This is a genomic window from Stenotrophomonas sp. SRS1, from assembly GCF_026130205.1.
GTDB lineage: Bacteria > Pseudomonadota > Gammaproteobacteria > Xanthomonadales > Xanthomonadaceae > Stenotrophomonas > Stenotrophomonas rhizophila_B.
The window spans coordinates 761,772-785,078 of record NZ_JAINFD010000001.1 but is presented as its reverse complement, the minus strand read 5'-3'; the positions used below and the strand labels follow the sequence as shown (position 1 = coordinate 785,078).

Here is a 23,307-nt window from a genome sequence, read left to right as displayed (position 1 = left end):
GTTCATCGCCGCTTGGAACGCATCTTCATCAGCATATTCAGCGGCGCGACGATGGCAGGCTGATAACCGTTTTGATATCAGCGCCGCAGGCGGCTTTGGGGCACACCGTGAGCCATCCATCGCACAGGCGACTGTCGGTGTGATCCCGGTCCCGCATCCACACCGTCTTGTTTTCAGCCTCTCGCGTATTTCACAACCTGAAGCGCAGCCTGCCGATGCGCGCTGCGTCCGCAGTGCTTGAAAAGGAGTGTCATCCGCTATGAATACCCGAGGCGATTACGCCCACCCCGAGCCCGTCGCCGCAGCGACCGTCGCCGTGGTCACCCCACCGCCGGTGGTGGATCTTCCGCGCGACAGCGCAGTGTCGTGGGGCGCGATTCTCGCCGGCGCGATCGCCGCCGCTGCGCTCTCGCTGATTCTTGTCATCCTTGGTGTTGGCTTGGGCCTGTCGTCGGTGTCGCCCTGGTCGTTTGAAGGCGTGACCGCCGAAACGTTCGGTTGGTCCAGCATCGCCTGGCTGACCTTCACTGCGATCGCAGCCTCCGGCCTGGGCGGCTATCTGGCCGGCCGCCTGCGCACGAAGTGGAGCAACATCCACGGCGATGAAACCTACTTCCGCGATACTGCGCATGGGTTCGTGTCATGGGCCGTGGCGACGTTGCTGACTGCGGCGCTGTTGACCTCGGCCATCGGCGGCATCCTCGGTGCCGGTGCCAAGGTTGCCGGCGCCACTGCCGGTGCCGCCGCCTCGACCGCAGGCGGTATCGCCGCTGCCGGTGCGGGTTCGGCTGCGATGGGCAACGATCAGGGCGACGTGCAGTACTGGGTGGATTCGCTGTTCCGTGCCAACCCGACCGCTGCGCAGCCCGCGCCGCCGGCGGGTCCCGCCGGTCCGGCCGATGCGTCCGCACCCGCCCCGGCGCCCGTTGCCAATGGTGCACCGCTGCCGCCGCGGCCGATGCCGGGTGCCGACCGTCGTCCGGACAGCCGTGAAGTGCGCACCGAGGTCAACCGCATCATTCTCAACAGCTTGAAGTCCGACACCATGGACCCGGCCGACACCCAGTATCTGGGGCAGCTGGTGGCGGCGCAGACCGGCATGAGCCAGGCTGAAGCCCAGGCCCGGGTGACCGATGTGCAGACCCGCCTGCGTGCGGCGCTGGACAACGCCAAGCAGCAGGCCAAGCAGGCGGCCGACGATGCCCGCAAGGCAACCGCCTACGCCGCGCTGTGGCTGTTCATTACGCTGCTCATCGGTGCCTTCATCGCCAGCCTGAGTGCCACCTGGGGCGGCCGTCGCCGCGACCTGTGAACCTGACCACCTGAGGGAGGAAACACCATGAAGTACATTCTGCTGTGGATGCTGGGCATTCCGATTCCGTTGTTGCTCCTGTTCGCGCTGCTGCGCTGAACGACCCATCATCAGGCCGCCTCCGGGCGGCCTGATGCGTTTGCAGGGCACCCGTTTCATCAGCCCTTCCAAACGCGGCATCGCGCCTGCATGAACCGGTCAGCGACGTGCAGATCGTCTTCACATCATCAGCATCGCCCGTAATGCCCAATCTTCCTGAATTCATTTAAGCTTTGACGCTTACGACCCCCATTCATTCGAGTGACGGGTCGCCACCACACCCGGTGTTTCCCTCATCTTCCAGGACGTTCCCATGGCGGCTTTGCAGCAGCGCACGATCGATCTCATCCGCAGCCATCAGGAGCCGTTGCTGGCGGCATGGGCGGGCACTCTGGCCGGGTCCGCCCAGGCACAGGATGGCCGCCTTTCCGCCCGCGAGCTGGACACCCAGGTCCGCGAGTTCTGGCGCCTGTTTTTGGAGGCCCTGTCCGCGGCCGACGTCAGCTCCGTCGCGCGGGCCGAGTGGAAGGACATCCGCCGCTTCCTGGAGGAGTTGTCGCGCGAGCGCGTGCTGAAGGGCTTCAATTCCTCTGAGACCGCCAGCTTCATCTTCTCGCTGAAGCGGCCGCTGTTCGAGGTGATCCAGCAGGCCTACGCGAATGATCCGGCACAGCTGGGCGATCAGCTGTGGGCGATCTCCGAACTGATCGATCAGCTGGGCCTGCACACGGTCAGCGTGTTCCAGAAAACCCGCGAAGACGTGATCCAGCGGCAGCAGGAAGAGATGCTTGAGCTGTCCACGCCGGTGGTGAAGCTGTGGGACGGCGTGCTGGCGCTGCCGATGATCGGCACGCTGGATTCGCAGCGCACCCAAGTGGTGATGGAATCGCTGCTGCAGCGCATCGTGGATACCGGTTCTGAAATCGCCATCATCGATATCACCGGCGTCCCGACCGTGGATACCCTGGTGGCCCAGCATCTGCTGAAGACGGTCACCGCGATCCGTCTGATGGGCGCCGACGCGATCATCAGCGGCGTGCGCCCGCAGATTGCCCAGACCATCGTGCACCTGGGGCTGGATCTGCAGGGCATCGTGACCAAGGCCAATCTGGCCGATGCACTGGCGCTGGCGCTCAAGCGCACCGGCCAGACCGTTACCCGGACCGCCCGCTGAGATGGAGCGCATCCCGATCCTGCAGATGGGCGATCTGCTGCTGGTGACCATCCAGGTGGACATGCATGATCAGCTCGCGCTGACCCTGCAGGACGACCTCACCGAGAAGATCCGCAGCACCTCCGCGCGCGGTGTGCTGATCGACATCTCCGCGTTGGATATCGTCGATTCGTTCATCGGGCGGATGATCGCCACGATTTCGTCGCTGGCCCGGATCATGGATGCCACCACGGTGGTGGTCGGCATGCAGCCTGCGGTGGCGATCACCCTGGTCGAGCTGGGGCTGACGCTCAGTGGCGTGCGCACCGCATTGAACGTGGAGCGGGGCATGAAGCTGCTGCAGCGAAACGACGAAGACGACGACGCCTTATGAGTGCTTCCAGTGGTTCGCTGCCGATCCGTATCGAGCAGGATGTCGTGCTGGCCCGCCAGGCCGCCCGGCAGATCTGCGTGGCGTGCAAGTTGCGCCTGATCGACCAGACCAAGCTCGTCACCGCGGCCAGCGAGCTGGCGCGCAATGCCGTCATCTACGGTGGCGGCGGGACCATGGACTGGGAAGTGGTCGAGAAAGGACTGCGCAAGGGCGTACGGCTGGTCTTCGCCGATGACGGCCCTGGCATCCCGGATGTCGCACAGGCCCTGACCGATGGCTGGTCGTCCGGCTCGGGCATGGGTCTGGGACTGTCCGGTTCGCGCCGGTTGGTGGATGAGTTCGAACTGGAGAGTGCACCGGGGCAGGGCACCCGTATCACGATCACCAAATGGAGCTGAACTTCGGCGGCCAGGTGACGCGGATCGTGGTGGTCGAGGAGTCTTCACAGGTCGGGCAGGCCCGGCGCGAAGCGCTGGCGCTGGCCGATCTGATCGGCCTGGATGAGATGGACGCTGGCCGTGCGGCATTGGTGGCCACGGAGATGGCGACCAATGTGCTCAAGCACGGCCGCAGCGGTCGCATGTTCCTGTCCGCGGTGTGTGGTAGCGGCGGTAACGGCGTGGAGCTGGTGACGGTGGATGGCGGCCCGGGCTTCTCGTTGGCCGAATGTCTCCCCGACGGTTACTCGACAGGCGGCACCCAGGGCTTGGGTCTGGGCGCGATCCAGCGCCAGGCGACGGTGCTCGATGCCTGGTCCGATGCCAAAGGCGCGGTCGTCGTGGCGCGCATCTATGCCAGCCGTGCGCCAGGCGATATCGATGTGCCCTATGGCGCGCTGCGGATTCCGATGCGCCACGAGCTGGCCTGTGGCGATGCCTGGCATCTGCGTGCCGATGCTCAGACCGTGGCGGTCACCGTGATCGACGGGCTGGGGCATGGACTGCCCGCTGCCGACGCAGCGCAGGCCGGTGTGGCTGCCGTTGCACAGGCCTCCGCCGTTGGGGCGCCGGCCTTGATCGGTGTCATGCACGCGGGGATGTCCGGCACCCGCGGCGGTGCGGCGGCGGTGGCCTGCGTGGACGTGGCGAGTGGCCAGGTGGAGTTCGCCGGTATCGGCAATATCGCCGCCAGCCTGTGCGAGCCCACCGGATCACGCGGGTTGGCTTCGCACCCGGGCATCGTCGGGGTGCAATACCGCAAGGCACAACCATTCCATTTTCACGCGGCGGCAGGCACGCTGCTGGTCATGCACAGTGATGGACTGCAGGCGCGTTGGAGCCTGCGCGACTACCCCGGCCTGTTCCACCGCCACCCCGCGTTGATCGTGGCGGTGCTGCACCGTGACTTCGATCGTGGCCGGGATGACGCCGGCATTGTCGCCCTGCGTCTTGGAGACCTGCATTGAGCGCCTCACCCCATGACCAGGAGCTGCAGCGGCTGCGCCTGGAAGCCGATGCGCTGCGCGCTGAGTTGGATGAAACCAATCAGGGTGTGCTCGCCTTGTACGCTGAGCTGGACGAGCAGGCCGAGCAGCTGCGCGAGGTGTCCGAGCTGAAGAGCCGGTTCCTGTCGTACATGAGCCATGAGTTCCGCACGCCACTGGGCTCGATCCTGAGCATGACGCGGCTGCTGGAGGATGGCATGGATGGCCCGCTGACCGCGGAGCAGCGCCGACAGGTGCGTTTCATCAGCGCCTCCACCAGTGAGCTGCGCGAGATGGTGGACGACCTGCTGGATCTGGCCAAGATCGAGGCCGGGCGCATTACCATCTCGCCGGCCTGGTTCGATCTGATGGACCTGTTCTCGGCACTGCGTGGCATGTTCCGTCCGTTGGTGGAAGGCAATCAGGTGGACCTGCTGTTCGAGGACCCGCCAGTGATGCCGATGCTGTTCACGGATGACAAGAAGCTGGCGCAGATCCTGCGCAATTTCATTTCCAATGCGCTGAAGTTCACGCCCAGCGGCCAGGTGGTGGTATCGACCCAACTGGAGGGTGAGAACGCGGTGCGCTTCAGTGTGCGCGATACCGGCATCGGCATACCGGCGGAACTGCAGTCGACCCTGTTCGAGGATTTCGTGCAGGTCGATACCCCGCTGCAGAAGCGCCTGCGCGGCACCGGGCTGGGGCTGTCGCTGTGCAAACGCTTCGCCGAGCTGCTCGGTGGCCATGTCGGCGTCGAGAGCGAAATCGGGACGGGCTCGAACTTCTACGTGGTGCTGCCGCTGACCCTGGCCACGGAGGCCGTGAATGGCGATTCCTGATCGCATCCTCGTCGTGGATGACAACGTGGCGACCCGTTACGCGGTGCGCCGCGTGCTGGAGCACCACGGGTTCCATGTGGAGGAAGCCGGTACCGGCGGTGAGGGCCTGGCACGGCTGGCCGAGCATGATTTCGGTGCGCTGGTGCTGGATGTGAACCTGCCGGACATGAGCGGCTTTGATGTGGTGCGCCAGCTGCGCGAAGACGTCCGGCTGCAGTTGCTGCCGGTGGTGCATGTCTCGGCGGCGTCGATCGCCACCGGTGACATGATCACGGGCCTCAACGCGGGCGCGGATGCCTATCTGATCCATCCGGTCGATCCGGATGTGTTGTTGGCTACGCTGCGCAGCCTGCTGCGCGCCCGTCGTGCCGAGGAAGCCCTGCGCGAGACCGAGGCGCGCTTCCGCGAAATTTTCCGTCACATCAATGCTCCGATCGCGGTATTGGATGCGTCGCTCAACGCGCACGATGCCAACGATGCCTTTACCCGTCTGCTGGGTCAGCAGGCAGGACCAGGCCAACTCGATCAGCTGCTGCAGGATCAGGTCGCGCCCCTCAGCGCATTGAAGGTGGCCTTGGCCGAAGGCGAGCGCTGGCAGGGCACCTTCAGCCTTCGTGTCGGTGGCGCCACCCGCATGACGGAATGGCGGGTGACGCCGTACCAGGCCGCCGGGCAGGGGCTGGTGCTGATTGAAGACACCACTGAACAGCATGCGCGCGCCAACGAACAGCGGCAGGAACTGGAGAGCGCCACGTCCGAGCTCGCCTTCCAGATCGCCGAGCGCGAGCGCACCGAGATCGAGTTGATGCAGGCGCAGAAGATGGACGCGCTGGGTCAGCTCACCGGCGGCATCGCGCACGATTTCAATAATCTGCTGACCACGATCATTTCCGGGCTGGACATGATCGAGATCGCCGCCTCCAGTGGTAAATGGGACAAGGCTTCGCGCTACGTCGAGATCGCCACCGGCTCGGCACACCGTGCGGCCGCGCTGACCCAGCGCATGCTCGCCTTTGCCCGCAAGCAACCGCTCGATCCGCAGACCTTCGATGTGGTCGCGCGCGTGCGCTCGCTGGAAGACATGCTGCAGCGGTCGATCGGTGAGAACATCGAACTCGAGCTGGAGCTGGGCATTGAACCGCTGATTGCGGTTGCCGACCCGAACCAGTTCGAGAACGTGATCCTCAACCTGGTCATCAATGCCCGCGATGCGTTGGCCGGCCAGGGCCTGATCCGCATCCGCGCCGGGCGTGCCGAGATCGAGCGCGACCATGAGCTGGCGCCTGGCCATTACATCACCGTGACCGTGCTCGACAACGGTGTGGGCATCCCCGCAGAGCTGTTGACCAAAGTATTCGAGCCGTTCTTCACCACCAAGCCGCAGGGCGAAGGGACCGGGCTGGGGCTGTCGATGACTTACGGGTTCGCACGCCAATCCGGCGGCAGTGCACGCATTGCCAGCGAACGTGGCGAGGGGACCGAGATCGAGCTGCTGCTGCCCGAGGGCCAGCTCCAGCCTGCAGCCCACGACACCTCGGCACCTTTACCGCTGACCCGAGGCAGCGCCGAGCGGATTCTGCTGGTCGACGATACCGATTCGGTACGCATGATGGTCCGGGAGATGCTGGTCGAGGCCGGTTACCAGGTCGTGGAAGCCATCAATGCGCAGCAGGCCTTGTTGGAGCTGCATTCGGACCGTGAGCTGGACCTGTTGTTGTCCGATGTGGGTCTGCCGGGCATGAACGGCCGGGAACTTGCTGATGCGGCGCGGGTATTGCGTCCGCATTTGCCGGTGCTGTTCGTGACCGGCTATACGGAGAGTGCGGCCGTCCGCAATGAGTTCCTGGGGCAGGGCATGTCCCTGCTGCCCAAGCCGTTCAGCGTGAACGAGCTGCTCCGGGGCGTGCGGCAGATGTTCAACCCGGGCTGAGCGGCGGCGGGCGTGGCGTGGGTACAATCGCCACTATGCCCCGGGGGAAGACCGCGATGACGCCATCAGGTATCGGCCCCGCCGCCCGCGTACTGGCGCAACGGGAGTGCGACGCCATTGCCGACGCGCTCGAGTGCCAGCCGGATGTGCATGCGGCGGTGCATCGTGCACGCAAGACCATCCGCCGCCTGCGCGCGCTGCTGGCCTTGCTGGACAACAGTGCACTGACCACGACAACGGCGGATGCCGCGCTGCGCCGTCTCGGCAATGGCCTGTCAGCGTTGCGCGATGCGCATGTCGTGGTGGAAACCTGTGAGCGGCTGGCGGCGGCGCAGCCCGCTCAGCTGTGGGAAGAGGTGTGCCACCGCCTGACCGCGCGACGCGACGCAATCCTCGCGCGGACGCTGGCACACGATCCCGGGTTTGCACGCCGCCAAGCCGCACTTCTGCGTATCGGCACCGATCTGCAGGCGCAGCCTTGGGGCCTGCTGAAAGCAGCCGACGTCCGCAGGGGGCTCGCACGCAGCGAGCGCCGAACGGCCAATGCCGCCAAGCGCGCCGCGCGCAGTCACGATGCCGAGGACCTGCATCGCTGGCGCCGCAGAGTGCGTCGTCTGCGCATGCAGCTGGAGGCGCTGCCGATGTTGGCGCCGTCCCGCGCGGTGCCGATCAAGGGACATGGGCAGAACAAGCAGGCGCGGGCCCTGCATGCGTTGAGTGATCAGCTGGGCGGGCAGCAGGACCTGCGCATGGTCCGCAATCTGGTGCGGGTGATGCCCGGCCTGTCCGAGCGGCGGGCGCTGATCGAGCAGATTGATGCGGACATGCGGGACCGCCGCTTGATCTAGCGGTAGGCCCGAGGCCCGGTGTGCGCGGTCCCGCCCGCTTTCGGCGGCTTGTACTCGCAGCGTGGGTACCCCGAGCACGACTGGAACGCGCCATACGGCCCGGTGCGCGGCACGATCACGCCCACGCTGCAGGCCGGGCAGGCCTGCTCGTGAATCGTATCGCCGGCCATCGAGGTCACGCGTACCGCGCCGTCGTTGACCAGTTCGGTCAGGAACGACGAGCGGCGTCCCTGTACGGTGAACATCGCTACCGAGCGGCGCGCACGCGTCAGCGCGACGTAGAACAGGCGACGCTCCTCGCCCAGTGGATAGGCGTCGCTCTCGGGCATCGCCAGGGCCAGTACCGGGTCGTCGGCACGCGTGTTGGGAAAGCGCCGATCCAGCATGCCGGGCAGGATGACGTAGTCCGCCTCGGTGCCCTTGGAGCGGTGCGCGGTAAGGAAGCTGACCTCCATGTGCTGCCCATGGCGTGCGCGCCACGTGGTTGGCAGCATTGCACGGTCGGCGTTGTAGCGACCGAGCACGAACACCGTGACCTTGCCATCGCGGCCTGGCGGGACCTGGCCGGTCAGCAACTGCTGGTGCAGCTGCGCCAGATACTGTTCGACCGCCCCGACCAGCCGGTCGCGTGAGGCCACCTGGAAGGCCTGCAGTACCGCCCCGTACGCGGGCGTGACCGAGTGGACCTGCTTGGGAATCTGCGCCGGATTGCGTGACACGAAGGCGCTGGAGACATCGCACAGTGCCTGCGGGCAGCGGAAGGTCTGTTCGAGCTTGAGCACCTGGCCCTGGCCGAACCACGCCACGAACCCCGTCATCACCGAGACGTCTGCGCCGGCGAACCGGTTGATGGACTGCCAGTCATCGCCGACCGCGAACAGATGCTTGCCCGGCGCCTGTACCAGCGCACGGCACAGCCGTGCACGGGCGCGCGAGGCATCCTGGAATTCGTCGGCCATCACTAGATCGAACGGCGCGACATAGCGGCTCTGTTCCAGGTGTTCGGCGGCTTGGTTGAGCATGTCCTCGAAGTCGATGCCGCCCTCGGCGACCAGCGCATCGTCCCAGCCGTCCAGGATCGGGATGATCAGTTCGAGGAAGAGGCGGTAACGGTGCTTGAAGTGATCGTCGGGCAGCCGGCGCAGCCGCTCGACCATGTCCTCCACGTGCAGGCCGTTGCTCTTGGCGTGGCTGATGAACGTCCTTACCAGGCCGATCAGCTCGGTGTCCGGCATCGGCGTTGCGCCGCCATCAGGCAGTTCGCGGTCAGGATTCGGATCGAGTTCGATGCCACGCTGCGACAAGGCCTCGCCCAGCCGCACGAACAGTTCGCCGGTACGCAACTGCAGCGGGGTGGTCTCGATCCGCTCGCTGTCATGGCCGGTGCCTGGGGTGCCCGCGCGATGCGCCGGCGCTCGCTCGTACCCTTCCAAGGGGAGGTGATCGTGATACAGCGCTATGCCCGGATAGTGGAAATCCGGGCGGTACTGGCGGTACGCATCGGTCCCGGCATCGAATGTGCTGCGTCGTGCATAGGTGTACGCCACCCCGTTGTAGAACAGCCAGTCGGCGATCACGCAGTGCTCGATGCTGCACACGCGCTCGCCCTGCAAGGTACGCACGTACCCTTGGCCGTCCTTGTCCCACTCGTCGGCCTCCAGCGGACCGCCGATGACGGGCAGATCACGGCCGAACACCAGCCGGAACATGTCCCATTGCGTGCGGAAATGGAGGGAGCGGTCTTTCAGCGCGTCGATGATCTCGGCCAGCCGATGGAACCCCTGGGTGGCATCAACGGCCCAGTCGGGCACCTGCGGCATACGCCCGGTGGCCTGGGCAATGATGTGCCGGCCCAGCGCATGGAACGTGCGTGCTTCCACCTGCACCTGGCCCAGGCCGAGACGCTGGAAGGCGCGGTCGGCACGCGCCTGCAGTTCCGTGGCGGCGTCCTTGTTGAAGGCGAGCATGACGATGCGCTCGGGCGCGACCAGGCCGCGCTCGACGGCGTAGGCGGCCTTGGCGACCATCGTCGATGTTTTGCCGGAACCGGCTGCGGCGACCACCTGGACGCGGTTGTCGAAGCAGATCACCGCACGGGCCTGCTCAGCGGTGAGCGGGCGGCTTTCGACACGGTCCAGCAGGGGCCGGCAGGCGATCAGCTCGCGCGCCTCATGGGCCTCATTGCGGCGCGCCCACCGGGCTGGCCAGTCGGCCAACCAGAGCATCAGGGCTGCTTCGATGGCCGAGGGATCGCCGTCCAGCTCGCTGCGCAGGTCGGCGTCATCGAAGACCGCCCACAGTGCATCCTCATCGAGCGGCAGGGCGGGGCGCGCCTGCAGCAGTGCCTGCTGCTGGTCGTGCGTGAGCCACAGCGACTCATCGTCGGCCAGATCGGTCGCGGTCTGCACCTGCGCAAGCCAGCGCTGGATCGCGGCATGGGCCTGCTGGAACAGCGTGACCTGGTCGCGTTGACGCAGCGCGCCACGGCGTTGGCTCAGCGCCTCGGCCAGCAGACGGGCGGCGGCAGGGGACAGGCCGCCCAGCATCAAGGGGGCCTGTCCATCGCGATGCAGGGTGAGCCGTGCCCACGGCAGGCGCGGGTGCACCTGCAGCGCGGTGAGGGGCGCATGGTACGGATGACCGTCGATGGTCAGCAGCAGCTGGTCGTCTTCCAGGCGAAGGCGCCAGTGCGGCGATCGCGTGAGGCGTTGACCCCAGTCGCTCGGGGCCCATTCGTACGTCATCGGTAAGCGCTGTTTGATCGGACACCCATGATAAGGAAATGAAAAAATCCCCGCCTGGGCGGGGATGTCGAGTCGGCCTGCGATGGACGCGGTGCGCTTACTGCTGCAGCACCGGCTCGCTGCGGGAACGGCGGTCGACCAGCATCGCCACGCCCCACAACAGCAGGCCGCCCAGCGCGGTGGCCGCACCGACGTAGCCGGTCACGGCCGGGCTGAAGCCGGCGCCGATCGCCATGCCGCCGAACCACGGGCCCAGCGCGTTGGCGGTATTGAACGCGGCATGGTTGGAGGCCGCCGCCAGGGTCTGCGCTTCCCCGGCCACATCCATCAGGCGGGTCTGCAGTACCGCGGCCAGGGCGCCCATGGTGCCCACCGCGATGATCATCGGGAACACACTCCACACCGACTGCGCGGCCAGCGGGAACGCCAGCAGCACGATGATCGACCAGACCAGCACCACCGCCGCCGCGCGGAACTGGAAGCGGTCGACCAGCCAGCCGCCCGCCACGTTGCCGATGATCGCACCGATGCCGAAGATGCCTACCGCCAGCGGCATCCACGATTCGGCCAGGCCGGTGACCTGCACCAGGGTCGGGGCGAGGTAGGTGAAGACGCAGAACATGCCGGCAAAGCCCACCGAGCCGATCGCAAGCGCCAGCCACACCTGGGTGCGGTTGAACGCGCGCAGTTCGCGCATCGGCGAGGTGCGGACTTCATCCGGATCGGGCAGCAGGAAGCGCGCGATCATGGCCACCGTGGCAATCGCCAACACGCTGACCACGGCGAATGCAGTGCGCCAGCTGAGCTGCTGGCCGAGCCACGTGGTCAGCGGATTGCCGACCAGAATGGCGACGGACAGGCCGAGCAAGACCTTCGATACCGCCGCGCCGCGCTGGGCCGGGGGACTGATCGCGGCGGCCACCAGCATCGCCACGCCGAAGTACGCGCCATGCGGCAGACCCGCGACGAACCGGGCCAGCAGCATCGTGCCGTAGTTGGGGGCCAGTGCACTGGCCAGATTGCCGATGGCGTAAAAGCCCATCAGCGCCAGCAGCAGGTTGCGGCGGGCGAAGCCTGCACCGGCGAAGGCCAGCACCGGGGCGCCGACCACCACACCGACGGCGTAGGCACTGATCAGGTGACCGACCTGGGTCTCGCTGATGGACAGCCCGCGGCTGATCTCCAGCATCAGCCCCATGCTGGCGAACTCGCTGGTGCCGATGGCAAAGCCGCCCAGCGACAAGGCCAGCAGGATCAGGGTGCGCTCGCGCGGCGAGAGCCGGGCGGCCAGGGGGACGGAAGAAGAGCTCATTCAGGCGGCGTCGAACGGGGGAGCGCGGCATTGTACTGCTGCAGCGCAGCATAATCAGTGCATCCGGTAGAACACTGGATTCGGGGGACACCGCGCACCTGCGTCAAGGGCACCCGGGTAAGCCCGGGCGCCTGTCCGGCTGGGCTATTGCCGAGTCTTCACGGATAGCGCTCGGGCCTGAACGGAAGGCCTTCCGGCACGTCCAACGGGGGGCTGACCCCATGCGCACGGCTGAGAATCTCATTGGTCCGCTTCTGTTCGGCCAGGATCTCCCGCAGCAGCCCCTTGATGCCGAAGATGGCGAAGGGAACGAAGATCCACAGCAGCCCGAACAGCGCCCAGCCGAGGCCAATCAACAGCGAGAAACCGTCCAACATGTGCATTCCTTTGTACGTGGCAGAGACGTCCGTGCGCGCATGATAGCCGCTACACCGTTCGGGCGGCATGGGGGAGGCGCAGGCTTCGGTCACGGCCAGTCTCGCTCATTCGTGCGACAATTTGCCTTCAAAGCCACCACCTTTCGATGGCTGCGCCATGTGGTCATAGGGGTTGTGATGTCTATCAGTACGGGCTTTCCAGCGCTCATCGGCTTTGATCTGCCCGGTCTGCAGGACGGGGCTGGCGCGTCACGCGTGATCGTCACCGCGCTTCTGGACGACACGCCCCCCAATGACTGGATGCGCATCCTGCACCGTCTGGCGTGGCCATCGCTGCGCCTGGATCACGGCGTCGAGCAGATCCGGTTGGTCGGGCAGGGCATCCATTTCGTCGGCGCCATCAAGGACCCGCGCGCGTTGTCCGCGTCGGTGCGCGGTCTCTTCAACGAGGTCAACGCGAAGGTGCTGGATCGCCGCTTGGCCGCGATGGAGAATCCGCTCGACGAAGACGGTCCCGGCACGGCGCCCCTGGCGGATCCTGCGATCTCGGCGGATCCGCGTCTGGACGATGTCGCGGCGCTGCTGGCGATGCCTGCCGTGCCGGGCATGCTGGAGCTGGCCAGTGCGATGACCGGCATGCGTTTTGTCGCCGTGGCACGCGTCACGGCGGATCGATGGACTGCCTGTGCGGTGCATGACCATCTGGATTTTGGTCTGCGACCCGGCGAAGACCTGGTGCTGGAAACCACCATCTGCGATGAAATCCGCGAGCATCGCCATCTGGTGCAGTTCGATCAGGCCAGCACCCACCCAGTGTTTTCCAGCCACCCCACGCCGGCGTTGTACGGGTTCGAGAGTTACATCTCGGTGCCGATGTTCCGCCGCGATGGCGGCTTCCACGGCACCCTGTGCGCGCTCGATCCAAACCCCTCCAGGCTCGATGCCGCCACGGTGAAGGCATTCGAGATCCTGGCCGGCGTCATCGGCGCGCAGCTGGAGGTGCCGGAGGCGTCCGCCGAGGCGGGCCAGAAAGTGCCCAGCATGAGCGAGGCACTGTCGGTGCTGTCCGGTCAGGTAGACGCACTGGATGCGGCGATGCTGCCGGAGCAGTTCCGCACGGTGACCGCGCGGTTGCGTGAGCTGGTGGACGCGCGACGGGCGGTCCTGGGCTGATCGCACCGCTGGGCAGCGATGCGCAGATTGTCCCCTCAGCTGTCCACCTCGGCCCGCGCAAAACGCGCACGCCACTGCCCGTCCACCTCCACCTGCGCGACGAACATCTCAAACGGGCGCACCCACAGCCCGATCTCCGCATCCAACGGCCGGTACAACACCATCGGCATCAGGGTTTCGCTGTGTCGCACGACGCCGATCACCTCGTAGTTGCCGCCCTTGAAATGGCGGTAGTGACCGAGGGGCAGGGTAGGCAGCGGAGCGAGATCGGACATGGTCGGGCAGTGAGGGAGGCGGGCCGGGCATTATCGCCTGAAGTGCCGACAACGCCGCGCAGGGTCAGCCCGCATCCGGCAGCGGCCCCGCCCGGCACACGCTGACCAGCTGCAGCACGGCGTCAGGGTGCATGGGGCGTGCGAGGTGATAGCCCTGAGCTTCGTCGCAGCCCCACAGCCGCAGCAGCGAGAGTTCGGCTTCGTTCTCCACGCCCTCGGCCACCGTGCGGTACCCGAGCTGCCGCGCCAGCTTGATGATGGCCTCCACCTTCAGTCGCGCGGTGCGCGAGCGTGCCAGTCCGGTGACCAACGTCTGGTCGATCTTGATGTGGCTGATCGGTACCTCGCTGAGGTAGCCGAAGTTGCTGTACCCACTGCCGAAATCATCAATCGCGATGCGTACCCCGGCGGCGGCCATCTCCCGCAGCTGGGGAAGGGCTGCAGGATGGTGGTTCAGCCATTGGCCTTCGGTGATCTCGATTTCGATCAGGCCCGGTGCCAATCCATGCGCGTGCAGCCGCTCGGACAGTACGCTCCACACGCGCTGGTCGTCGAAATCGCGCGGTGAAAGATTGAGCGACAGGCTGAAATCGGGCACCCGCTTCTGCCACTGCGCCGCCTGGGCCAGCGCATGGTCGATCACCCAGCGGCTGATGGCGGGCATCAGCGCGGTGCGCTCGAGGACCGGAATGAACTCCCCGGGGCTGACCGGACCGAGCATCGGATGGGTCCAGCGCAGCAGGGCCTCGGCCGATACCGGCAGTCCAGTGATCAGATCAAAGCGTGGCTGGTAGACCAGGCTGAACTGGTGCTGGGCCAGGCCGCGGCCGGCGTCGGAGGCCAACCGATAGCGGCGACGCAACGCATCGTCGCGCTCCTGCGAATACCAGCACAGGCAGCTGTCCGTCTGGATGGCGTGGTGCATGGCGACCAGGCATTTGCGCACCAGATCGCCGGTCTGCCCGGGGGCCGAGAGAAAATCGCAGACGCCGGCATGGAACTGCGGCGACATCGGGATACTGCCGGCCATCAGTGGCCGACGCATGCGGATGCGGAGCCGATCGAGCAGCGCTTCGGTCTCTTCATGCGAGTGGTCGGCCAGCAGGAACGCAAAGCGGGTCACCCCGATGTGGTAGACCTGCGCCATGTCACGCAGCACATCCTGCACGCGCAGGGCAGCCTGGCGCAGCAGGGTCTCCACCGGCTTCATGCCCAGCGCCTGGCCGGCATCATTGGCGCTCTGGAGATCGAACACATCCAGCACCACGGCAGTGAACGCACGCGTATCGGCATGCCGGGACAGGGCGTTGAGGTCGGCCTGGAACTGGTGCCGGTTGGGCAATCCGCTGATCTGCTCGCGGCGGCCCAACGACATTTTCAGTTCCATCTGCGCGACGACCACGCGCGACAAGGTCTGCAACTGCAGCTGTTCTTTAGCAGACAGCTGCCGCGGTGCGCGGTCCATGATGCACAGGGTGCCGAGCGCGACGCCCGCCTTGGTGACCAGCGGCGCGCCGGCATAGAAGCGCAGCTGCTCCGGCCCGGTCACCAGGGGATTATCGGCAAAGCGCGGGTCCTGGCGCAGATCGGCGACCTGCATGACGGTGTTGGATCCCAGCGCACGCGCGCAGATCGAGGCATGCCGATCGGTGCGGCGTAGTGCCAGGCCCACGCCCGAAATGATGTGCTGGTGATCGGCGTCGAGGATGGACACCCATGCAATCGGGACGCCAAAGCTGAAGGCAGTCAACTCGGCGATGGGATCGAGCGCGGTACCCAACGCTGGATCCATCACGTTGAGCGCCTCGATCAACGCGATCCGATCTACATCATTGCTTCTGTCCAGCATCTACCGCGCCCTGTTCCGACTACATCGCCACTATCCGGGGTGTCATGCAGAACCGGTGTGAAGCAGGTGAAACGCGGATGAAGCGTTCACGCTGGCGGCGTGGCGCCCGTTCAGGGCGAGACGGGGGACTGCAGCAGGGTGACCAGCTGGCGCAGGCGATACGGCTTGGGCAGGAATTCGACATGCTCGGGCAGCGGCGGCAGCTGCGAGCGGGCGTAACCGGAGGCCAGAATGATGCGCGCATTGGGCAGCACATCGGCCACGTGCTCGCTCAGTTCCACGCCACTCATGCCATTGGGCATGCTGATATCGCTGAACACCACATCGAACCCACCCGGATCCTGCATCAGCCGCAGCGCGGCCGGGCCGTCATCGGCGGTGTGGATCTCGATGCCGAAGTCCTGCAGCGCCTGGCCGATCAGTTCACGCAGGTCCTGCTGGTCTTCGACCATCAATACGCGTAGGGGCTCAGACATGCTCGACTTCCTCAATGACAGGTAACAACAGGCGGACGGTGGTGCCCCGTCCGGGGGCGGTTTGTACGTCGACGAAGCCGTCGCACTGGGAGACGAAGCCGAACACCTGGCTCAGGCCCAGCCCGCTGCCTTTGCCGACTTCCTTGGTGGTGAAGAATGGCTCGCTGGCGCGCTCGGCGATGTCCGGGGGCATCCCGTTGCCCTCATCGGTCACCGCGATGGCGACATAGTGGCGGCGCATGGGCTGGGACAGATCCGGCGCCAGTCGCTGTTCGACCTCGGCCGTGATCGTGACCGTGCCGCCCTGGGGCATCGCCTCGCCACTATTGAGCACCAGATTCAACACGGCGCTGTGCAACTGTACGCCATCGGTGATGATCGGGGGCAGATCCGAGGTCAGATTCAGCTTTACCTCGATGCTCGCCGGGCAGGCGCGACGCAGCACCGGCAGGGCATCAAGCAGGAATTCCTGCACCACCACCGGTTCGCGCACCAGGGTCTGATCGGAGGAAAAGGCCAGCAGCTGGCGGGTCAGCAGCGAGCCACGGTCGGCGGCTGCCTGGGCCAGGTCCACCAGCTCCTGGGTACGCCCTTCGGCACCGGGGCGCAGGGCGATCAGATCCAGTGCGTTGCCGATCGTGGTCAGCAGATTGTTGAATTCGTGGGCCAGGCCACGGGTCAGTCGACCGACATTGTCCAGTTGCCGCTGCTGCACGTGCGCGCGTTGCGCATCCTGCAGCAGGCGCTGGGCCTGGTAGCGTTCGGTGACGTCCTGGGTGACTTTGACGAAGCCGAGCAGGCAGCCGTCTTCGCGGACCGGCTCGATCACCTCACCGGCGCGGAACCGCTCGCCGTTGCAGCGCACCCGCCAGCCTTCACCGATGAAGCGGCCGTGGTCGCGGGCGTAGTCCAAAGCTTGCTGCGGCACGCCGAGCTGCTGGTCTTCGGGGGTGTAGAACAGGCCGATATGCTGGCCGATCACCGCCTCGGCGGTGTAGCCCTTGACCCGCTCGCAGCCACGGTTCCAGTTGCAGATGCGGCCCTGCGTATCGAGCAGATAGATCGCGTGGTCGCTCACGTTGTCGATCAACAGCTTCAGCTGCCGACTTTCGTCGGCAAGCGGTGCAACGCTGGATACGGCCTGGACCACGACGGCTATCGACTCCCCCGATAAGGGACCGAACCGTAGGGGGCGGGATGTGAAGAACGTGTCAAGAACGTGCGCCAAACACGCTGACTTCTGGCGCTTAACAGCCGTTTACCGCTTCGGGTACCATCAGCCCCCTTTTAAGCTGGAACACGGCATGAATTCTGCGCCCACCTCCCGTGACCGTTGGATCTGGCTTGCGTCGGCCGCCTTGATGGCCGCCACGCTGGGCACGGAGATGGTGGTACCGCTGGGCTATGCGGTCTGGCTCACCTACTTCATGGCGGTGGGCATCACGCTGTTCCAGCGCCGGATGGAAGTGCCTCTGCTGGTGGCGATCGGGTCCTGCATCCTGCTTGCGGTGGGCTACAACGTGGCGCCGTCCAGCAGCAACTCGGCCTTCTCCTTCGTCAACCGCAGCATCGGCGGCGTTGCTTTCCTGATGATGGCGCTGACCGTGATGAAGGCCATCGGTGCGCGCCGGGAAGCGGCCGATGCGCTGTGGCTGCAGGCTGGCGAAAACGTGGTGGGCACCAGTCTGCAGGGCGATCCCACCCCGCGTGAACTGGCCGACGCGGCCATGCGCGCGCTGTGCGCGCAGCTCAATGCCGATGTCGGCGCCATGTATCGCCTGCAGGGCGAGCGGCTGGTGCTGGTCGGTGGCGCCGCGCTGCCTTCGCAGCTGCCGGAGACCCTGCCGGCGCATGCCGGCCAATGGGGCGAGATCATCCGCGAGGGCCGCGCGCGTCGGCTGGAGGACAGCGACAGCCCGCTGGATATCGATACCCCGCTGGGCCGCACCACGGTGCACCAGCGCCTGCTGGGCCCGATCACGGCCGACGGCGTGGTGATCGGCGTGATTGAACTGGGCCGTGCCGGCGTCTCGCCTGCGCGTGGCCTGGAGATGGCGCTGCTGCTGCAGTGCGCCGAGCCGATCGGCATCGCGCTGCGCGCGGCGCTGCTCAATGCGCAGCTGGTGGAACTGCTGGAGGAAACCCAGCGCCAGAGCGAAGAGCTGCAGACCCAGCAGGAAGAGCTGCGCGTGGCCAACGAAGAATTGGAGGAGCAGAGCCGCAGCCTGCTGCATTCACAGGCCAACCTGGAGCAGCAGCAGGCCGAGCTGGAACAGACCAACGTGCAGCTCGAGGAGCGCACCCACGAACTGGAGTCGCGTCAGCAGGCCCTGTTGCTGGCCCAGGCACAGCTGGTGCAGAACAGCGCTGAACTGGAGGCCAGCTCGCGTTACAAATCCGAGTTCCTGGCCAACATGTCCCATGAGCTGCGCACGCCGCTCAACAGCTCGCTGATCCTGGCCAAGCTGCTGGCCGACAACAAAGAAAGCACGCTGACCGCCGAGCAGGTCAAATACGCCCAGGCGATCCATTCCTCCAACAACGACCTGCTGGCGCTGATCAACGACATTCTGGACCTGTCGCGGATCGAGGCCGGCCATGTCGAGCTGGTCGAAGAAAACCTCGCGGTGTCCAGCGTCCTGCAGCGCCTGAAGGAAACCTTCGAGCCGATGGCCGTGCAGAAGGGCTTGAGCCTGGAGATCAGCGCCACGCCGGACGCGCCTACCCAACTGCTGGCCGACAGCCAGCGCCTGCAGCAGATCCTCAAGAACCTGCTGGCCAATGCGGTCAAGTTCACCGAACACGGCAGCGTGTCGTTGACGGTGCGCAGTGCCGGGGCAGGGCGGATCCAGTTCGCGGTGTCCGATACCGGCATCGGCATTCCGGAAGAACAGACCGCGGTGATCTTCGAGGCCTTCCGCCAGGCCGATGGCAGCACCCGCCGCCGTTACGGGGGTACCGGGCTGGGGCTGTCGATCTCGCGCGATCTGGCGGCCCGCATGGGGGGCAGCATCACCGTCTCCAGCGAGCCGGGCCGGGGCAGCTGCTTCACGCTTGAACTGCCGCTGCTGGCCGGTGGCGGTACCGGCACCGCGCACAACGTCGTGCACGACGTACGCCCCGCCACCGTGGCAGCACCGGCCGTGCATGCCGCTGCTCCGCTGGGCCGTGCCCACGCCGACGCCACGCCTGCACCCGCGCCTGCGGCCAAGGTGATGGATGACCGGGGCCGCCGCAGCCGCGCGGGCCGGATGATTCTGGTGGTAGAGGACGATGCGACCTTCGCTGGCGCGCTGGTGTCGATGGCGCATGAACTGGATTTCGACTGCGTGGTCGCCGGTACTGCCGAAGAGGCATTGGGCCTGGCTACCGAGCTGCGCCCGAACGGCATCCTGCTCGATATCGGTCTGCCCGATGTGTCCGGGCTCAGCGTGCTGGAGCGTCTCAAGCGCGACCCGGCGACCCGCCATATACCGGTGCATGTGGTCTCCGGCCTGGAGCGGTCGCAGGTGGCGATGGAGCTGGGCGCGATCGGCTACGTGATCAAGCCGGCCACGCGCGAGCGCCTGGTCGGGGCGATCCAGCAGCTGGAAGCCACCAGCCAGCGCGATGTGCGCCGGCTGCTGATCGTCGAGGACGACAGCGAGCTGCGCTCCAACCTGCAGTTGCTGCTCGGCCGCGACCAGCTCGAAATCACGGCGGTGGGCACCATCACCGAAGCGATGGCCGAGCTGGCCGGCTCCACCTTCGATTGCATGGTGACCGACCTGGCGCTGCCCGACGGCACCGGCTACGACCTGCTCGAGCGCATGGCCGGCAATGATGCGGTCGCCTTCCCGCCGGTGATCGTCTACACCGGCCGCGCGCTGACCCGTGATGAAGAACAGCGCCTGCGCCGCTATTCCAAGAGCATCATCATCAAGGGCGCGCGCTCGCCCGAGCGCCTGCTCGATGAGGTGACGCTGTTCCTGCACAGCGTCGAGGCCTCGCTGCCGACCGACCAGCAGCGCCTGCTGCGTGAAGCACGCCGCCGTGATGCGGTGCTTGATGGCCGCATCGTGCTGCTGGCCGAGGATGACGTACGCAACATCTTCGCGCTGTCCAGCGTGCTCGAGCCGCTGGGTGTCACCCTGGAAATCGCGCGCAATGGTCGCGAGGCGCTGGACAAGCTGCGCCCGGAGATCGACCTGGTGCTGATGGACATCATGATGCCGGAGATGGACGGGCTGACCGCCATGCGCGAAATCCGGGCGGACAACCGCTGGCGCGACCTGCCGATCATCGCGCTGACCGCCAAGGCGATGCCCGATGACCGCGAGCACTGCCTGCAGGCTGGTGCCAACGACTACATCGCCAAGCCGATCGACGTGGACAAGCTGGTCTCGCTGTGCCGCGTGTGGTGCTCGCGCCGATGAATGAAACGGAGTTGTTCGACCTGGAGCTGAAGCTGCTGCTGGAGGCGGTGTACCAGCGCTACCACTACGACTTCCGTGACTATGCGCTGGCGTCGCTGCGGCGGCGCATGCGCCATGCCATGTCGCGGTTCGACTGCCCGACCATGGGCGCGCTGCAGCACCGCCTGCTGCATGAGCCGGAGACGTTCGCCCAGGCCATGCAGTACTTCACCGTGCAGGTCTCGGAGATGTTCCGGGATCCGCCGTACTTCAAGGTGCTGCGCGAGCATGCGGTACCGGTGCTGCGCACCTATCCCTCGATCAAGTTGTGGGTGGCCGGCTGCAGCACCGGTGAAGAAGTGTGGTCGCTGGCGATCCTGCTGCATGAGGAGGGCCTGCTGGACCGGGCCATCATCTATGCCACCGACATCAATCCCGAAGCGCTGCAGGCCGCCGAGTCCGGCGCCTTCGCGCTGGACCGGCTTGCGCAGTTCAGCCGCAACTACCTGGCCGCCGGCGGCACCGGCTCGTTGTCGGATTACTACAGCAGCGGGTATGGCAGTGTGGTCTTCGACCGCCGCCTGAAGCGCAACATCGTCTTCGCCGACCACAGCCTGGCCACCGACACCGTGTTTTCCGAAGTGCACCTGGTCTCCTGCCGCAACGTGCTGATCTATTTCCAGCGTCCGCTGCAGGACCGTGCCATCGGCCTGTTCCATGAGGCGTTGGTACACCGCGGCTTTCTCGGCCTGGGCAGCAAGGAGTCGCTGCAGTTCGGCGAGCACGCGGCCGCCTTCGAGGCCTGCGCGCGCGACCAGCGCCTGTACCGGAAGCTGGCCTGATGCTCGGGATGTCGCAGCGCAGCCGGTTCGATCTGGTGGTCATCGGTGCGTCCGCCGGCGGCGTCAGTGCGCTGCAGGCGCTGCTGTCCGCGTTCCCGGCGACGCTGGATCTGCCCGTGCTGGTCGTGCTGCATCTGCCACGCGACCGGCCCAGCCGCATCGCCGACCTGCTCGACGCCGGCTGTCCGCTGCCCGTGCGTGAGGCCGAGGACAAGCAGCCACTGCAACCCGGGACGGTGACGTTCGCGCCACCGGACTACCATCTGCTGGTGGAGGACCGCGCCACGCTGGCGCTGTCCATCGATCCGCCCGTGCTGTTCTCGCGCCCGGCGATCGACCCCCTGTTCGAGAGCGCTGCCGACGTGTTTGGCGACGGCGTGCTGGCCATCCTGCTCACCGGTGCCAGCAGCGACGGCAGTGACGGGGTCGCCGCGGTCCGCCAGGCGGGCGGCGAAGCCTGGATTCAATGCCCTGAGGAGGCGTATTCCTCGATGATGCCCGCATCGGCCCTGGCACACGCCGGCGCCGACGCAGTGCTCCCGCTCACCTCCATCTGCACGCGTATGAAAGGTCTTACCCGATGAACCTGATCGAGCCCGCCGGGTCGACTGTCACCACCGATTGCGTGAAGCTGCTGATTGTCGATGACATTCCGCAGAACCTGGTCGCGATGGAAGCGCTGCTGCGCCGCCCGGGCCTGGAGATCCTGTGTGCCCCCTCCGGCGCTGAGGCACTGGAACTGCTGTTGGAACATGAGGTCGCGCTGGCGCTGCTGGATGTGCACATGCCGGAGATCGACGGCTTTTCGCTCGCCGAACTGATGCGTGGCTCGCAGCGCAGCCGCGACGTGCCGATCATCTTCCTGACCGCCTCACCGAACGACCCGGTGCGGGCCTTCAAAGGCTACGAAACCGGGGCGGTGGATTTCCTGCACAAGCCGATCGAGCCGCAGGTGATCCTGAGCAAGGTCAACGTCTTCATCGAGCTTTACCAGCAGAAGCAGCTGCTCAAGGCGCGCAACGAGGCGCTGGAGCATGCGCTCAAGCTCAATGAAACGATGATGGCGGTGCTGACCCACGACCTGCGTACGCCGTTGGCTGCGATCCTGCTGTGTGCCGACAAGTTGTCACTGGACCTGCCCGACGACAGCCAGGTCCAACGCACGCTGGTCCATCTGGAGAACAGTGCGCAGCGCATGGTGCGGATGGTCGAGCAGCTGCTGGACTTCTCGAAGATCCGCACCGGCGGGCTGCGTCTGTACACCACTGATTGCGACCTCGCCGAGCTTGCCTCGCTGGTGGTCGCCGAGATTGGTCGGGCGCATCCCCAGGCGACGATCGAGCTGCAGGTGCAGGGCGATGCCCATCTGCAGGGGGACCCGGATCGCCTGGCGCAGCTGCTGTCCAATCTCGTGAGCAACGCCGTGCTGCACGGCGGCGATGCGCCCGTGCTGGTACGCCTGGAAGGGGAGCGTAGCGGGCCGCTGCGCGTGCAGGTGCGCAACGCGGGCCAGATTCCGGAGGCCTTGCTGCCGCGGCTGTTCGAGCCGTTCAAGGCCAGCTTCCACGACAGCCGTGGGTTGGGGCTGGGGTTGTTCATCGCCAGCGAATTCGCGCGTGCGCATGGCGGCACGCTGGTGGCTGTCAACGAGGACAGTACCGTGTTGTTCGAGACGGTATTGCAGCGTCGGCCACGGTAGCGGCCACGCCCATCCCGGCAGTTGCCGGGATGGGCCATCGGGTCAGATCGGATCGCAGCACATGCGGAAGCCGTAGCCACCGTAAGTACAGCCGATATGGAAGTCACAGCCTGCCACCGGCACCGGCTGGCTGGAGGTGGCGAATGCCTGGCCGGAAGCAAAAGCCAGGGCGAATGCGACGGCGATACCACCAAAAACCGAGACGAGCTTCTTCGACTTCATGGTGCT

At 66.3% G+C, this 23,307-nt stretch carries 21 protein-coding genes; 13 read left to right on the top strand and 8 right to left on the bottom strand.

All coding sequences use genetic code 11. From position 1 onward, the window contains the following. Nucleotides 1–259 precede the first annotated feature (259 nt). The 8 genes from K4043_RS03495 (at nucleotide 260) to K4043_RS03460 (ending at nucleotide 7,938) form a co-directional block, all read left to right on the top strand. Nucleotides 260–1,312 carry a hypothetical protein gene (locus tag K4043_RS03495; protein WP_123729579.1) on the top strand — a complete coding sequence of 351 codons (1,053 nt, stop codon included), beginning with the start codon at nucleotides 260–262 and terminating at the stop codon, nucleotides 1,310–1,312. 352 nt (nucleotides 1,313–1,664) lie between these two features. Continuing rightward, on the top strand, nucleotides 1,665–2,525 hold the full coding sequence (locus K4043_RS03490) for an STAS domain-containing protein (protein WP_265308216.1): 861 nt from the start codon (nucleotides 1,665–1,667) through the stop codon (nucleotides 2,523–2,525). A 1-nt stretch (nucleotide 2,526) separates the two neighbouring features. Continuing rightward, nucleotides 2,527–2,898: an STAS domain-containing protein gene (locus K4043_RS03485; protein ID WP_123729577.1), complete on the top strand. Its 372-nt coding sequence runs from the start codon at nucleotides 2,527–2,529 to the stop codon at nucleotides 2,896–2,898. Beyond that, complete coding sequence (locus K4043_RS03480) at nucleotides 2,895–3,296, top strand: anti-sigma regulatory factor (RefSeq protein WP_123729576.1); 402 nt, start codon at nucleotides 2,895–2,897, stop codon at nucleotides 3,294–3,296. Before K4043_RS03485 ends, K4043_RS03480 begins: the two co-directional genes overlap by 4 nt. Further along, complete coding sequence (locus K4043_RS03475) at nucleotides 3,287–4,303, top strand: ATP-binding protein (RefSeq protein ID WP_265308215.1); 1,017 nt, start codon at nucleotides 3,287–3,289, stop codon at nucleotides 4,301–4,303. Before K4043_RS03480 ends, K4043_RS03475 begins: the two co-directional genes overlap by 10 nt. After that, complete coding sequence (locus K4043_RS03470) at nucleotides 4,300–5,160, top strand: ATP-binding protein (RefSeq protein ID WP_265308214.1); 861 nt, start codon at nucleotides 4,300–4,302, stop codon at nucleotides 5,158–5,160. Before K4043_RS03475 ends, K4043_RS03470 begins: the two co-directional genes overlap by 4 nt. Next, complete coding sequence (locus tag K4043_RS03465; protein ID WP_123729573.1) at nucleotides 5,147–7,090, top strand: response regulator; 1,944 nt, start codon at nucleotides 5,147–5,149, stop codon at nucleotides 7,088–7,090. The genes K4043_RS03470 and K4043_RS03465 overlap by 14 nt, the downstream gene beginning before the upstream one ends. A 56-nt stretch (nucleotides 7,091–7,146) precedes the next feature. After that, nucleotides 7,147–7,938 (top strand): CHAD domain-containing protein, encoded by a 792-nt coding sequence (locus tag K4043_RS03460; protein ID WP_265308213.1) that lies wholly within the window; start codon nucleotides 7,147–7,149, stop codon nucleotides 7,936–7,938. Here K4043_RS03460 and K4043_RS03455 read toward each other — a convergent pair. From K4043_RS03455 to K4043_RS03445, 3 genes are all read right to left on the bottom strand, one after another. Beyond that, nucleotides 7,935–10,682: a UvrD-helicase domain-containing protein gene (locus tag K4043_RS03455; RefSeq protein WP_265308212.1), complete on the bottom strand. Its 2,748-nt coding sequence runs from the start codon at nucleotides 10,680–10,682 to the stop codon at nucleotides 7,935–7,937. The genes K4043_RS03460 and K4043_RS03455 overlap by 4 nt on opposite strands. 97 nt (nucleotides 10,683–10,779) lie before the next feature. Further along, nucleotides 10,780–11,994, bottom strand: coding sequence for an MFS transporter (locus K4043_RS03450; protein WP_259259710.1), 1,215 nt, complete (start codon nucleotides 11,992–11,994; stop codon nucleotides 10,780–10,782). Between the two features lie 158 nt (nucleotides 11,995–12,152). Beyond that, nucleotides 12,153–12,371 (bottom strand): hypothetical protein, encoded by a 219-nt coding sequence (locus tag K4043_RS03445; protein WP_123729569.1) that lies wholly within the window; start codon nucleotides 12,369–12,371, stop codon nucleotides 12,153–12,155. 177 nt (nucleotides 12,372–12,548) lie between these two features. On the opposite strand from K4043_RS03445, the gene K4043_RS03440 reads away from it, so the two are divergent. Beyond that, nucleotides 12,549–13,544 carry a GAF domain-containing protein gene (locus K4043_RS03440; RefSeq protein WP_265308211.1) on the top strand — a complete coding sequence of 332 codons (996 nt, stop codon included), beginning with the start codon at nucleotides 12,549–12,551 and terminating at the stop codon, nucleotides 13,542–13,544. Nucleotides 13,545–13,579: 35 nt separating this feature from the next. Here K4043_RS03440 and K4043_RS03435 read toward each other — a convergent pair whose 3' ends face one another. From K4043_RS03435 to K4043_RS03420, 4 genes are all read right to left on the bottom strand, one after another. Beyond that, entirely contained in the window at nucleotides 13,580–13,819 is a 240-nt protein-coding gene (locus K4043_RS03435) for a DUF1653 domain-containing protein (RefSeq protein ID WP_265308210.1), read from the bottom strand. A gap of 64 nt (nucleotides 13,820–13,883) precedes the next feature. Then, nucleotides 13,884–15,668 (bottom strand): EAL domain-containing protein, encoded by a 1,785-nt coding sequence (locus K4043_RS03430; RefSeq protein WP_265308209.1) that lies wholly within the window; start codon nucleotides 15,666–15,668, stop codon nucleotides 13,884–13,886. Nucleotides 15,669–15,778: 110 nt separating this feature from the next. Then, nucleotides 15,779–16,144: a response regulator gene (locus tag K4043_RS03425; protein WP_123729566.1), complete on the bottom strand. Its 366-nt coding sequence runs from the start codon at nucleotides 16,142–16,144 to the stop codon at nucleotides 15,779–15,781. Then, nucleotides 16,137–17,294: an ATP-binding protein gene (locus K4043_RS03420; RefSeq protein ID WP_265308208.1), complete on the bottom strand. Its 1,158-nt coding sequence runs from the start codon at nucleotides 17,292–17,294 to the stop codon at nucleotides 16,137–16,139. Before K4043_RS03420 ends, K4043_RS03425 begins: the two co-directional genes overlap by 8 nt. Nucleotides 17,295–17,448: 154 nt before the next feature. Between K4043_RS03420 and K4043_RS03415 the strand changes: the two genes are divergently transcribed. The 4 genes from K4043_RS03415 to K4043_RS03400 are packed head-to-tail and all read left to right on the top strand — an operon-like array spanning nucleotide 17,449 to nucleotide 23,079. After that, nucleotides 17,449–20,559: a response regulator gene (locus K4043_RS03415; protein WP_265308207.1), complete on the top strand. Its 3,111-nt coding sequence runs from the start codon at nucleotides 17,449–17,451 to the stop codon at nucleotides 20,557–20,559. Next, entirely contained in the window at nucleotides 20,532–21,380 is an 849-nt protein-coding gene (locus tag K4043_RS03410; protein WP_265308206.1) for a CheR family methyltransferase, read from the top strand. The genes K4043_RS03415 and K4043_RS03410 overlap by 28 nt, the downstream gene beginning before the upstream one ends. Before the next feature lie 8 nt (nucleotides 21,381–21,388). Beyond that, nucleotides 21,389–21,964 (top strand): chemotaxis protein CheB, encoded by a 576-nt coding sequence (locus tag K4043_RS03405; RefSeq protein ID WP_265308539.1) that lies wholly within the window; start codon nucleotides 21,389–21,391, stop codon nucleotides 21,962–21,964. Next, nucleotides 21,961–23,079 carry a hybrid sensor histidine kinase/response regulator gene (locus K4043_RS03400; protein ID WP_265308205.1) on the top strand — a complete coding sequence of 373 codons (1,119 nt, stop codon included), beginning with the start codon at nucleotides 21,961–21,963 and terminating at the stop codon, nucleotides 23,077–23,079. The genes K4043_RS03405 and K4043_RS03400 overlap by 4 nt, the downstream gene beginning before the upstream one ends. A gap of 42 nt (nucleotides 23,080–23,121) precedes the next feature. Here K4043_RS03400 and K4043_RS03395 read toward each other — a convergent pair whose 3' ends face one another. Further along, complete coding sequence (locus K4043_RS03395; protein WP_179458658.1) at nucleotides 23,122–23,301, bottom strand: hypothetical protein; 180 nt, start codon at nucleotides 23,299–23,301, stop codon at nucleotides 23,122–23,124. Nucleotides 23,302–23,307 lie beyond the last annotated feature (6 nt).

Excerpts from the sequence above, each read along its gene's own strand:
- K4043_RS03495 (WP_123729579.1), top strand. The coding sequence starts at position 260 with ATGAATACCCGAGGCGATTACGCCCACCCCGAGCCCGTCGCCGCAGCG.
- K4043_RS03400 (WP_265308205.1), top strand. The coding sequence starts at position 21,961 with ATGAACCTGATCGAGCCCGCCGGGTCGACTGTCACCACCGATTGCGTG.
- K4043_RS03415 (WP_265308207.1), top strand. The coding sequence starts at position 17,449 with ATGAATTCTGCGCCCACCTCCCGTGACCGTTGGATCTGGCTTGCGTCG.
- K4043_RS03465 (WP_123729573.1), top strand. The coding sequence starts at position 5,147 with ATGGCGATTCCTGATCGCATCCTCGTCGTGGATGACAACGTGGCGACC.
- K4043_RS03475 (WP_265308215.1), top strand. The coding sequence starts at position 3,287 with ATGGAGCTGAACTTCGGCGGCCAGGTGACGCGGATCGTGGTGGTCGAG.
- K4043_RS03435 (WP_265308210.1), bottom strand. The coding sequence starts at position 13,819 with ATGTCCGATCTCGCTCCGCTGCCTACCCTGCCCCTCGGTCACTACCGC.
- K4043_RS03455 (WP_265308212.1), bottom strand. The coding sequence starts at position 10,682 with ATGACGTACGAATGGGCCCCGAGCGACTGGGGTCAACGCCTCACGCGA.
- K4043_RS03440 (WP_265308211.1), top strand. The coding sequence starts at position 12,549 with ATGTCTATCAGTACGGGCTTTCCAGCGCTCATCGGCTTTGATCTGCCC.
- K4043_RS03490 (WP_265308216.1), top strand. The coding sequence starts at position 1,665 with ATGGCGGCTTTGCAGCAGCGCACGATCGATCTCATCCGCAGCCATCAG.
- K4043_RS03405 (WP_265308539.1), top strand. The coding sequence starts at position 21,389 with ATGTCGCAGCGCAGCCGGTTCGATCTGGTGGTCATCGGTGCGTCCGCC.
- K4043_RS03480 (WP_123729576.1), top strand. The coding sequence starts at position 2,895 with ATGAGTGCTTCCAGTGGTTCGCTGCCGATCCGTATCGAGCAGGATGTC.
- K4043_RS03485 (WP_123729577.1), top strand. The coding sequence starts at position 2,527 with ATGGAGCGCATCCCGATCCTGCAGATGGGCGATCTGCTGCTGGTGACC.
- K4043_RS03395 (WP_179458658.1), bottom strand. The coding sequence starts at position 23,301 with ATGAAGTCGAAGAAGCTCGTCTCGGTTTTTGGTGGTATCGCCGTCGCA.
- K4043_RS03430 (WP_265308209.1), bottom strand. The coding sequence starts at position 15,668 with ATGCTGGACAGAAGCAATGATGTAGATCGGATCGCGTTGATCGAGGCG.
- K4043_RS03445 (WP_123729569.1), bottom strand. The coding sequence starts at position 12,371 with ATGTTGGACGGTTTCTCGCTGTTGATTGGCCTCGGCTGGGCGCTGTTC.
- K4043_RS03425 (WP_123729566.1), bottom strand. The coding sequence starts at position 16,144 with ATGTCTGAGCCCCTACGCGTATTGATGGTCGAAGACCAGCAGGACCTG.
- K4043_RS03450 (WP_259259710.1), bottom strand. The coding sequence starts at position 11,994 with ATGAGCTCTTCTTCCGTCCCCCTGGCCGCCCGGCTCTCGCCGCGCGAG.
- K4043_RS03460 (WP_265308213.1), top strand. The coding sequence starts at position 7,147 with ATGACGCCATCAGGTATCGGCCCCGCCGCCCGCGTACTGGCGCAACGG.